Below are 11,764 nucleotides of genomic sequence, written 5' to 3'. Positions count from 1 at the left end.
AACCAAGACAACCAAGACAACCAAGACAACCAAGACATATTAACTAGTTGGTCAAGAACTTATACTGCTACATCTGGCAGCACTGAATATGATATAGATTCTGTTCTTACCTTTACTGAATCTGGTTTTACATACGATGAAATACAGCATGCTCCCGTTGGAAATGTCCTAGAAAACTATAAAGGAACTTGGTCGATTAAAGATGGGAAGATTACATTAGTGACAACACATGTTCCAGGTCGTAATGAAAAATACATAACTATTGAAAAGGAAGCACAAAACATATATGACCAGAATGTGGGGTCTGGTTCTACCGAAAGTGTTGCTTTAGAAAATAAAAATTATACTTTGTCACTCAAGTATACCGTTTGTGATTTTGTTTTAACCAGTAATAGTCTAACCTTATCTGTTAAAAGTGGCAAAACACAATATGGTGGTACACACAAACACAAAAATTAATTATTTATCACTTCAAAAATGATACTGCTATCGGGTATCTAGTCTCTCTATTTACCTGCTAGCAAACACTTATATGTTTATAATGTCTATTACCTCTTTGACTTAAAGTTGACTCTACGAATTAAACTTTCTTCATCACATAGAGAGGTATAAATGAAATACTGGCGAATCATTGTCGGTCATTGGGTTAGCTTGTATGAGAATGTTGACTGCAAATTTCGATATTACGGGAATGAAAAAAGGAACTGCTCCTTTACGCTTGCCTCGTTTTCAGGGGGAACATCTTGAGAATAATAAAAAATTTGTTACTCCTTAAGTGACTATGCTGACAGCAAAAATATTAAAGCAGCCCAATTAGCTTTAGCATGAGTCCCCTCCCGTGGTAACGCTAGTTAGGGATTTTTCTCTTTGATTTTTCATTACACTAGTGCAACAATATTTCTAAAAGGAATAAGAATTGAAATTCGATAATATCCAAAAAGCACTAAGTAAAATCAAATCTGCCAAAACAACATTATCATTAAACCAGATGTGGTTGGGTTCTGTCCCTGAGGAAGTAGGGGAATTGCAGAACCTGTCCCGTTTAGATCTGAGTTATAATGACCTAAAGGAACTACCTGATTTTGTCTATAGTTTGACTAAGCTTCGTCATTTAAAGTTAAAAGGAAATAAAATCAACTTCCTGTCAGAACAGATAAGTCAATTGACCAAGCTTAAGACTTTAGATCTTGAGGGGACTGTCATAACAGCTCTTCCTGAATCCATAGGAAGTTTGTCAAACTTGGAAGAACTAATTGTGGAATCAGGTGCATTAACCAAGGTTCCTGATTCCCTTGGAAGCCTTACAAAATTAAAAGTATTAGATTTGGGTCGTAATCCTGTTAAAAGGATTCCCGAATCTATTGGCCAATGTACGCAGTTGGAAAGACTAAACCTTACTTATACCCAATTGGAATCACTACCTTCTTCACTGGGGCAGTTACAGAATCTGGAACAGTTATCTTTGTTATACACAAATCTGACAAGTATTCCCGATTGTTTAGGAGATTTAACCTGTCTTACCGGTTTCGGTATTGCTGGTATGGAGAAATGCGTATCCTTTCCTTCTGACTTTTCTAAGCTGACTAGGCTTAAGAATTTCATTTTAAAAGACTGCAAGCTGGATAAGATTCCTCAGGGAATTTATACTTTTTCATCCCTTGATTTTCTTCGTATAGAGGGGTGTGGATTAACAGCTATTCCAGAGGATGTTCTTAACCTTTCTGACTTAAAGGGCTTGTATGTAGGTTTTAATAAGATAAACACCATTCCTGAATTCTTATCTCAAAAGGAATGGCTTACCCTTGATCTATCAGGGAATAATATTACAGCTTCTTCCTTTCCCGATAACTTTGAGCAGATGAAGATTCACAATCTCTATCTCTACAGTACTCCCTTATCTGATTTAAAAAAGGAACCCGATGGTTTTACAAAACCTGATATGACCAAGATCGCAGGGATTGGGTTCAAGATACAAAAGAAACGACCAGATACTTTCGTGATTGATTTGGAAAAAAGTCTAAAAGAGGAGGGCTCTGACCTGAATAGTCTAAAGACAGAGGTGCTGAATAAAATTAATCAACCATTGATAAAATGGGGAGGCACCAGTAATCAAATCACAGAGATAAGTGACTGGCAATGCCTCTCTCTCAAAACACTTATAGATAAAAAACTCAGCAAGTTAAAGACCATTGCTAAAAGATCCTTTCAGGAATTCTATGGAGATGACAAGAAAAGGATCCTAATGGATGTACAAAGTTTGGAGCTTCCTCAATTTGATAGTGAATGGGAGATCACTATTAATAATAAGGACATGACAGGGCCCTTGGTTATACTGAAAATGAATGGTTGGAATGTCTCAGAAGAGACATTGGTCGGGTAATAAATGAACGCCACTTTATTTATGTTGTGATATTAGGTATAATCCGTTTCAGATAAAATGTGATTGATTCACTCAAGGATAAATAATTATATGGTAGTTAAAGGGATGCGAAGCCAAGCTTATGTCGCCATTCGAGAGAAGATCGTTAATTGTGTCTATCCTCCGGGAACCATGCTAAATGAAGCAATGCTCACCCAGGAGTTGGAGTTCAGTAGAACCCCTATACGAGATGCTTTAACACGAATTGAACAAGAAGGCTTTATAGAGATCCTTCCCAAAAAAGGTATCTATGTCAAAAATGTATCTCTAAAGGATGTACGGCAAATCTTTAAAGTCCGTCTTGAGATTGAGCCTCTGGCACTCAAAATGGCTGGTCCCTCCTTACCTAAAGAATCCCTCTTCAAGTACCGAGACTTATTTTCAGGCAGTGAAATATCTGTGGAAGCGGACTTTCGCGTTGATCAGCAAATGCATCTGTTTATTATAGATCACTGCGGCAATCGCTTTATTATTGACATGATGCATAAAGTTTTTGATGAAAACACACGTGTTATCATATCAAGTGGACAGAACGAAGCCAAAATACATGATGCCCGTAAAGAGCATTTAGCGATTATTAATTATCTTATCGATGAGAATTATGACTTAGCTGAAGAAGCTATGAAGTTTCACATCAATCAATGCAAGGAAAAGGCCTTAGACTTCTTTTATAATGTATAAGAGAATGCTGGTCTGATTTTCCTTTACCTGTCTATTATTCCTTACTAACTGTATTATCCTATCTATTTTCTCATATCCCTTTTTGATTATATCTTCGTGAATTAATTTAAAGCTTTATATAGTAAGTAAATATTATCTGTAAAAGCTATTAATTAATTTTATTGACAATTTTTATTAAGCAATAGTAACATGATTAAGTCATGATAAATACATAATAGTATATTTGTTGTATACAACAGAAATAGGACAATGTAATACAGATCTATTGCTTCAAAGATCTCGTAACACCTATGAATTTGTACGGTTAAAAAGGAGGAGCTAGAAAGGTGATTATCATATTGATCGGACTTTCACTATTGTTGATTTTGACACTGAATAAAGTATCAACGTTAATTGCCTCATTAGTCTCAGTGCTATTTATTATTGTTTTCAGTGGTTTACCCATACTGGACTCAATAACTGGTGACTATATGAGTGGTTTTGCTGGTTTTGTTGGAAATGTTTGGCTAATGCTATTACTGGGAGCTTTATTTGCGAAAGTAATGGACATAACGGGAGCAGCTAGATCAATTGCGCAATTAATAATGAGTAAATTTGGTGCCAAGCGGGCCGTTCCGGCAATTATTGTGGCCGGAGCTTTGTTAACTTATGGAGGTATCTCTTCCATGGTCGCTTGTTTTGCTTTGTACCCCATAGCACTGACCTTGTTTAGAGATGCCAATCTTCCCAGGAAGATCATTCCTGGAGCAATAGGTGCGGGTATGTTTACCTTTATCAATATGCTGCCAGGTAATCCTTCTATTATGAACATTATTCCTACGAAGTATTTAGGTACCACTCCTATGGCAGCACCTATTATCGGTATTGTCTGTGCCATTTTCACTTTTGTATTAACTCTTGTTTATTTTAGATATGAGATTAAAAAGGCCCAGGCTACAGGAGAAGTCTTTTTGTCTGATGCTGATACAGAGAAGGTATTAGCAAAAGCTGATGAGTTAGAAAAGATTGGAAACTTACCCAATCCTCTATTAGCTTTGCTTCCCCCCATAGCTGTTGTTGTCACTCTTAATGTGATAGGGGCTGATATTGTTGTGGCTCTTGTCGTTGGTATTGCTTTGTGCGCTGCCTTGTTTTTTAAGAATCTTAAAGGAATTGTACAGGCATTTACTGATGGAGCTAATGGTGCTGCTGTCACAGCCATGACCGCGGGAGCTATTGTAGCTATTGGAAGTATCATTCGAATCACACCTGGATTTGAGCGGGTCGTGGCCCGTGTCTTAGAGGCTTGTCAAACAGGTGGAAGTCCTTTGGCTATCTTCGCTGCAGCAACTTCCTTTTTATGTGGGTTGAATGCTTCTGGAATGGGTGGATTATCAACGACCCTGGAAGCCCTGGCTAAACCCTTCCTTGAAATGGGTGTTAACCCTCAAGTCCTTCACAGAGTAGGAGTTATAGCTTCAACCAGTTTGGACAGCTTGCCCCATAGTGGTGGTGTTGTCGCTTTATTAACGATAACAGGAATATCTTACAAAGAGGGATATAAACCCATATTTATTACTACCGTTTGTATTACAACTTTGGCTTTGATAATTGCAGTCATTTTAGGTGCCCTGTTACCAATTGCTTAACTAATGAGAATAAGGAGAAGAATGTAATGTCAGCAAAAAAAACATTGAGACAGATTTTAGAAGAAACTAAGGAATGTTTTCTCGTTCCTTGTGTATATGATTGTGCGTCCAACAGAGCCGTAGAAATGTGCGGTTTCCCTGTTAGTTTGCTAAGCGGTGGAGAAGTATCGATTAGCCTAAATGGTGTTATCGACTACGGATTCACAAACTTGACTGATCTGGAATGGGTTGTAAGTCGTGTGTCCACAACAAGTTCCATACCTTTGATATGTGATGTTGAGGATGGTTTTGGTGGTCCTTTGGCGGTGTATCGTTCTTGTAAACGACTTGCCGCTGCTGGTGCTGCTGCTCTTCAATTAGAGGATTCTGCTGATATGGAAGAGTCCACAAAGATCCTTCCCCGAGACAAATACCTTGCCAAAATCAGAGCGGCTGTTGAAGCTCTGAAAGGTACTGATTGCTTACTCATAGCCAGAACCAATGCTGATCCTTCTGATCCAGAAGAGTTCAGAGAAGGTATGGATCGTGTTCGGGAAGCTATGGAGTTAGGAGCTGATATGGCTATGATGGTACTAGTATCTTCCTACGAAGATGCAAAGACTATGGCTGAAAATGTTCCTGGTTGGAAGATATTAGCTGATGTTAGAGCTGATAATGGTGTTCCTAACTTAACAATGAAACAGTTAACAGACTTGGGCTTTAGCATGTGTTCCACTCACTACACAATGAAGGCTGCTATGGAAGGTATGTTGGAACATGGTCTACAAAATTTTAAAGACCAAAGTGTTGCTTATACTTTTAGCCATGCTTCCGGTACTGGTCAGCCTGATTACAGTGCCTCTCCCTTATTTGAACCCCAGGCTTATCTTGAATTAGAGAATGAATTTACAGGCAATGATAAGGAATACACCATTGTAGGACATAAAGTAGATGGCTATCCAGAAGGTTTTAAACGGATTGACATCAAAGACAGATTGTAAGGCAAAAAACAGGAGACATTATGGTTAGAACAGAAGAAGAGCTTCAAAAGGAACAAAAACCAGCCCCCTTTGAAGGCAAAGGGGAGATCCTTGTAAGAAGTTTATTAAATGGACCGGATGAAATGTATAAAACGGGACGGGTATTTGCTCATACCACAGTCTATCCCGGAAGTGGGATTGGGTATCATGTCCATAATAAAGAATCAGAGACTTATTATATCCTAAGTGGTGAAGGTAAGTTTAATGATAATGGAGTGATTAAGACCGTAAAAGCCGGTGATGTCACTTTTACAGGAGCTGGCGAAGGTCATGGCATTGAGGCTTTAGGGGATACTCCCATTGAGATGATAGCCTTAATTCTCTATGACAAGCGACAGTAATATTGGAGAACTAGAATGAAAACATTTGAATTAGCTAAGGGACTTCGAGTGGTTGATTTAACCAAAACACTTGATCCTAGTACAGAAACAAGAAGGTGTGGTTTAACTAGATTTAACACTGGCGGACCTATTCCTGATTTTCACACTATCATGGATTTAACTAGCCATTTGGGGACTCATGTTGAATGTCCTTATCATCATAATGATGACTGGACAGATGTCCCTGGACTTCCTTTAACAACTTTTATGGGAAGGGCTATCTATGTCAATATTACCCATTTAGATCCTAATGCTAAAATCAAAGGCTCTGATCTTGAGAAGGCTTGTGGTGATCGAATACAAGAAGGGGATATTGTGATCATTGATTCTGATTATAGGATCCCTCCTTTTACCAAACTAACCAATACAGCTGAAGATAAGCGTTTGTTCATTTGTCGCGAAACAGCAGAATGGTTCAAGGCTAAAAAGGTAAAGTGTGTGGGGTTCGGAGATGGTGTATCTATTGAAAGCAATAACGAAGATGTTTGTGCCTTTCATGATGTATTGATGGAGGTTAATGTTGTCTTTTTAGAAGTTCTTAAGAATTTAGAATTGCTGGAGACAGATACTTTCTTCATGTCATACAGTCCTCTTCCCATAAAAGGACTTGATTCTTGTCCTATTCGAGCTTACGCCATTGAAGGATTGGCTGAGTTTTCATAAGCAGTATGAATCACTATTGGGGCTCCTGGAATAATACCAGGAGCCTTTATCTATATTACAACAGGGGGAACTATGAAAATTGCCGTAATTGGCGCAGGTGCTATGGGATCCATTTATGGAGGGAACCTCTCTAAAGAAAATGAGGTCTATCTAATCGATAACAATGAAGAGATTGTTAATAAGATTAATAAAGAGGGGCTTATCATTCAAAAAGATGGTGTTGATCAACGATTTACACCTAAGGCTACAACAAATAGCGAGGCTCTTCCCTCGATTGATCTGATCATTCTCTTTGTTAAATCTTTGTATTCCAGGGATGCCCTATGGAACAATAAGAATCTAATCGGAGAACATACTTGCGTTATGACTCTTCAAAATGGTTCTGGTCACGAGGATATCTTAAAAGAATTTGTTCCCTTGGATCGGATAATTATTGGAACTACTGAGGATAATGGAGCGGTCTTAGGTAAGGGGTGTGTTCGTCATGGAGGCAGGGGGAAGACTAACATCGGTATGTTAGGTGAAGATAGGAACGATATACTTCCTGTGGTTAAAAAAGCCTTCGATGATTGTGGGTTTAAGGTTGTCATCCATTCTAATATCAAACAGCTTATTTGGAATAAGCTTTTCACAAATTCTTCCTTAAGTGCTGTGACCGCTATATTACAAGTAGATATTGGGTTTATTGCAGATAATCCCTATGCCTTTGCTTTGACGAAATCTCTAATAAAAGAAGCCTGTGCTGTCGCTCAGGGAATGGGTCTAGAAGCGAAGGAAGAGGATATTATTGAAGAAGTAAGAAACACATCCTTAGAATCTCCTAAAGGATGCACCTCCATTAGAGCTGATATTCGTGATGGGAGAAAAACGGAAGTGGATACCATCAGCGGTGCTGTTGTGAGAGCTGCAGAAAAGCTCAACATACCCGTTCCCAATCATACCTTTGTCTTAAATATGATTCACGCACTCGAACAGAAATAACTTCATTCATTGGATATCTAACTAGTTAAAATAGATACAGATAAATCAATATTACAACTAATTTCATTACATATTACAAGGAGCTCAAAATGAAATTATCAATTAGGTCAAAGATATTAATACCAGCTCAAATTCTTGTGATTGTCGGTATAACTATTGTATCTTTATATACCTATTTTGAAGCTGCCTCTTCATTAAAGAAAGTTTCTTTTCAAGCACTAACCCAGATGGCTGGTGATACTTCGAACCTCATAGATAACTGGGTTGAAGAAAGAGTGCTCAATGTAGAAAGCTTTTCTCAGGAACCAACTTTTGTTCGTTATGTTCAAAACAATAATTCAGAAAGTGACAGACAATCAGCTGTGAAAAGAATCAAAGAACTTCAACAGGTATTTCCCTATTTTGACACTATTGGGGTTATTAATAAACAAGGGATCTCACAGGTTTATAGTTCAAAAGACAGCAAATCAAAGATTGATTTGAGTCATAGAGAATACTTTAAAAAAGCTATCTCTGGTAAAAAAAATATATCCGAGTCTTTTACTTCTTCTGTTACAGGAAATACGGTGTTTGCCATCGCTTCCCCAATTTCGATGGATGATGAAAATATCGGAGTCTTCTTTTGTACAGTAGAGTTTAGTAATATATCTCTCCATTTTACTGATTTGATTAAAATTGCCGAGAGGGGGTTCGGCTATGTAGTGAGTTCTAAGGGAACCGTTCTTGCTCAGCCCGGTAATGGTGTTGTATTGAACGAAGATATAACAGAGGAAGAATTCGGCAAAGTCGTGGTCAGAGATAAAACGGGTTATGTAGAACTTGCTTCACAAGGTATTAAGAAGGTCTTTGCTTTTGCTGAAGTACCAGCAACAGGTTGGATCATTGTCGCTGAAGTGGAGAACGATGATCTATTAGCCTCCATAATTACGATGCGTAACAGCACAACTTTAATTGGTCTTGTTTTAGTTGTCGCCATATTTCTGCTTCTATTTTTTAGCCTTCGTGGATTAATAAAATCCATAAAAACCGTTGCTACCCACACAGAAAGTTTATCAGAAGGGGAAGGCGATCTATCCTTACGGCTTGATATTAATACCTCAGATGAGATGGGTATGTTAGCCAATAGGTTCAATCTTTTTCTGGATTCCCTATCTAAAATCATCTACAACATTCAGGAAGGGACAAAATCTACAATTACGGTTAAAGATAATCTTGAACATAGTGTTGGTTTGACTGTTAAGGCTTTTGAAGCCATCTATAATCATGTGGATAGTATTGCCAGTCTTTCTTCTAATCTGGAAGGAGAGATGAAAGAATCTGTAAGCGAAATGAATCTTGTATCAAACAATATTTCCAGGTTGTCAGATCAAGTTGTTGAGCAAACTGCCGCTGTTGAGGAATCCACTGCTGCAGTCAATGAAATGGTTGCTTCTATTAAAAGTGTTGCTGTGATTACCCAGAAGAAAAAAGAAACTACTCATCTTCTCTTGCAAACAGCTCAAGAGGGAGATGAAAAACTCAAAGATACTTCAAAAGCTGTTACTATCGTCACAGGTCATATTGAACATGTCAATGAAATGGTCTCCATTATCAATAATATTGCGGACCAAACTAATCTGCTGGCGATGAACGCCGCCATTGAAGCGGCTCATGCTGGCGAGGCCGGTAGAGGCTTTGCTGTGGTCGCTGATGAGATTCGAAAATTAGCAGAAGAGTCCAGTAAAAGTGCTGCTAATATTGGTAGTATTATGTCCCAGATGGTTGAAGCCATTCAAAATGCGTCTCTGTCCAGCAGTATCTCTTCTGAAAAATTCTCAGAGATTTATAGTGAGATTCGAGATGTATCTCAGTCCTTCGAAGAAATCTATCAATCAGCAGAAGAGCTAAACCAGGGAGGTCATCAGATTATTCAAGCAATGACTATCCTGTCTGAAACCTCTATAAGTGTAAATACTACTTCAACAGATTCAAGACAACAACTGGATAATGCTGTATCAGGAATAAAGAGTATTGCTGAAGTCTCCTCTAAAGTTAGAGAGGAGGTAGAAGGTATTTCTTCAGATGTAGATAATATATCTCATTCGATAGATCAGGTTAGTGAACAAATTGATAAAATTAATGACACTGCTAATAATCTTGAGAATGAAGTAGGCCGATTCATCCTATAGATATAAAAAGCAGGACTCTTTAACAATTGTATTTACAATATGTCTAATTCGTTTTAGTTTCCATGGTAAGCAATGTTTGAGGATACTGTTTATGCTAGAAATCAAGAACCTATCAGTCAAAAGAGGAGACCATCCTTTATTTATCAATTTGAGCTGCGAAGCCCTTCCTGGGGATGTCGTGGCTTTATCCGGTTCTAATGGTTGTGGCAAGACCTCCTTATTCCTTTGTATAGCCGGCAGTCTTCCTTATGAGGAAGGAAGGATAAATATTGTTGAAGATAGGGTTAGCTTTGTGCCGGATAATGGAGGAACCATTCCTTTGTTATCCGTGGTTGAACAACTTAGTCTTCAGTGTTTGCTTTCAGGCTTAACAAAGGAAGAGACCCGGAGAAGAGTCGATCAGGTGATTCAGGTTCTGGAATTGGATCCCCACAGGGACAAAAGGGGGGCTGAATTATCCTTGGGCTTAAAGAAGCGTTTAGGTATCGCCTTGGGTATCATTCGTGATGCTGATGTTTTTCTCTTTGATGAACCCTTTAGCGGACTAGATTATCTCTCGGTTCAAGTCTTTTATGGAATCTTGCAAGCTCTTAAAGAGAAGGGCAAGATTGCTGTTGTATCCTCCCATTCCCTGACTTTAGAAGAGGATCTTTTCAACCGTCGATGGGTTGTGCGTGATAATAGGATTATTCAAAATCCTGATGAGGAACCAAGCTCTCCAGGGCGCCTCTCAAGTCTAGCGGATTTGACATGGTTAGATTAACTTCTCTTGTTAACATTTCCCGGGCTCTCCATTATCGCAGCATTCATAGAGATAATAGTGAGTCACCCTTCGCTGTTGTAGGAATCTTTCTTCTGTTTATTCTGGTGGTTCGGACGGGTTCTGATCTATTGATGGTTAAAGGGATGTCTACAGGTACGGCTAGTATTGATTACCTGCAAATCAGTAATGGCCTATTAACATATATTGTTTTATGGGGGTTATTTAGTGGGACCCTTCATCTGTTACGCCTTTTACAAAGCATTCCTGAAGATGCCTTTGTTCACTTCACTAGCCAAGGCCTGGGTTTCCGGAAGGTCTATAAAAGGCAAATCTTACTACGTTATCCTGTTCATTCTATTTGTGTACTTCTTATTCTAAGCGTTCCTTTTCTGGTTCCTTCCGGGGATATCCTTTATGGTACATTGTTCAGCCTTTTGATTATAGGCTTTATGATTCTTGCCATTCTTGTGATTGCCAGACTTCCGAAGAACTTAATCCCCAGGTCTGTTGATATTGAGCATCTGCAGATATTTTTTTTATTATTGCTCGTTGGTTTAAACCCGGATGTTGGCAATGTCCATAACAAAGTTGTTCTTCTGTGTCAGGGCAAGTTTATATCTTTTGGTTGGGCGGCACCTTTATTGGCCGTGCCAGTATTTATCTTATTAGTGACAATGTGCTTAATATTTATGTCTCTACTTAATAGAGGGAAAGGGGTACGTACATATAGTCCTCAGTGGCCTGTTTTAGTACGTTGGTACCTTCGTATCACTGGTAAAATCTGGTTCCTAATGTATCTATTCGGTATCCCTTTTATTCTCTCAGATTATGTTGATGTGTTTTTGAAGAAAATGATAACCATAATAGCACTGGTTTTATCCTTCTTAAGTTTTATGATATTCAGAGGGTTAGCCAGTGGTGAAATCTATAAGCTCTGGCATCGAGTCTCTTTTGACTCTAAACATAAAAACCTCTGGATTCCTGTGATTGTGATGGCTATTATCTTAGGGATTGTCCCCACTGTATTATACCGGTATACCCTTTCTTGATCTGAAGTACAGG

General features: G+C 38.5%; 11 protein-coding genes. All 11 read left to right on the top strand.

Features of this window, described 5'->3' with window-relative positions; genetic code table 11:
• Positions 1-459, top strand: a 459-nt coding sequence (locus K345_RS23530) for a hypothetical protein (RefSeq protein WP_211227928.1), incomplete at its 5' end; no start/stop codon positions are given.
• A gap of 457 nt (positions 460-916) precedes the next feature.
• On the top strand, positions 917-2,380 hold the full coding sequence (locus K345_RS0118875; protein ID WP_028975491.1) for a leucine-rich repeat domain-containing protein: 1,464 nt from the start codon (positions 917-919) through the stop codon (positions 2,378-2,380).
• A gap of 90 nt (positions 2,381-2,470) precedes the next feature.
• Positions 2,471-3,100 (top strand): GntR family transcriptional regulator, encoded by a 630-nt coding sequence (locus K345_RS21915; protein ID WP_037573331.1) that lies wholly within the window; start codon positions 2,471-2,473, stop codon positions 3,098-3,100.
• A 326-nt stretch (positions 3,101-3,426) separates the two neighbouring features.
• A complete protein-coding gene (locus K345_RS0118865) occupies positions 3,427-4,728 on the top strand; it encodes a GntP family permease (RefSeq protein ID WP_028975490.1) in 1,302 nt (433 codons plus the stop codon).
• Between the two features lie 26 nt (positions 4,729-4,754).
• Positions 4,755-5,708 carry an isocitrate lyase/PEP mutase family protein gene (locus tag K345_RS0118860; RefSeq protein WP_028975489.1) on the top strand — a complete coding sequence of 318 codons (954 nt, stop codon included), beginning with the start codon at positions 4,755-4,757 and terminating at the stop codon, positions 5,706-5,708.
• Between the two features lie 20 nt (positions 5,709-5,728).
• Positions 5,729-6,088 carry a cupin domain-containing protein gene (locus K345_RS0118855; RefSeq protein ID WP_028975488.1) on the top strand — a complete coding sequence of 120 codons (360 nt, stop codon included), beginning with the start codon at positions 5,729-5,731 and terminating at the stop codon, positions 6,086-6,088.
• A gap of 15 nt (positions 6,089-6,103) precedes the next feature.
• On the top strand, positions 6,104-6,790 hold the full coding sequence (locus K345_RS0118850) for a cyclase family protein (protein ID WP_028975487.1): 687 nt from the start codon (positions 6,104-6,106) through the stop codon (positions 6,788-6,790).
• Between the two features lie 72 nt (positions 6,791-6,862).
• Entirely contained in the window at positions 6,863-7,771 is a 909-nt protein-coding gene (locus tag K345_RS0118845) for a ketopantoate reductase family protein (protein ID WP_028975486.1), read from the top strand.
• Between the two features lie 89 nt (positions 7,772-7,860).
• Entirely contained in the window at positions 7,861-9,939 is a 2,079-nt protein-coding gene (locus K345_RS0118840; protein ID WP_028975485.1) for a methyl-accepting chemotaxis protein, read from the top strand.
• Positions 9,940-10,030: 91 nt separating this feature from the next.
• Positions 10,031-10,702 (top strand): ATP-binding cassette domain-containing protein, encoded by a 672-nt coding sequence (locus K345_RS0118835; RefSeq protein ID WP_028975484.1) that lies wholly within the window; start codon positions 10,031-10,033, stop codon positions 10,700-10,702.
• Complete coding sequence (locus K345_RS0118830; protein WP_028975483.1) at positions 10,690-11,751, top strand: hypothetical protein; 1,062 nt, start codon at positions 10,690-10,692, stop codon at positions 11,749-11,751. The genes K345_RS0118835 and K345_RS0118830 overlap by 13 nt, the downstream gene beginning before the upstream one ends.
• Positions 11,752-11,764 lie beyond the last annotated feature (13 nt).

The sequence above is a fragment of the Spirochaeta cellobiosiphila DSM 17781 genome (genome assembly GCF_000426705.1).
Taxonomy (GTDB): Bacteria; Spirochaetota; Spirochaetia; order DSM-17781; family DSM-17781; genus Spirochaeta_E; species Spirochaeta_E cellobiosiphila.
The sequence above is the reverse complement of the archived record's forward strand: the minus strand, read 5'-3'. Positions and strand labels throughout refer to the sequence as shown.

Coding starts and splice junctions, on each gene's coding strand:
- K345_RS21915 (WP_037573331.1), top strand. CDS start 2,471: ATGGTAGTTAAAGGGATGCGAAGCCAAGCTTATGTCGCCATTCGAGAG.
- K345_RS0118860 (WP_028975489.1), top strand. CDS start 4,755: ATGTCAGCAAAAAAAACATTGAGACAGATTTTAGAAGAAACTAAGGAA.
- K345_RS0118855 (WP_028975488.1), top strand. CDS start 5,729: ATGGTTAGAACAGAAGAAGAGCTTCAAAAGGAACAAAAACCAGCCCCC.
- K345_RS0118850 (WP_028975487.1), top strand. CDS start 6,104: ATGAAAACATTTGAATTAGCTAAGGGACTTCGAGTGGTTGATTTAACC.
- K345_RS0118845 (WP_028975486.1), top strand. CDS start 6,863: ATGAAAATTGCCGTAATTGGCGCAGGTGCTATGGGATCCATTTATGGA.
- K345_RS0118840 (WP_028975485.1), top strand. CDS start 7,861: ATGAAATTATCAATTAGGTCAAAGATATTAATACCAGCTCAAATTCTT.
- K345_RS0118835 (WP_028975484.1), top strand. CDS start 10,031: ATGCTAGAAATCAAGAACCTATCAGTCAAAAGAGGAGACCATCCTTTA.
- K345_RS0118830 (WP_028975483.1), top strand. CDS start 10,690: ATGGTTAGATTAACTTCTCTTGTTAACATTTCCCGGGCTCTCCATTAT.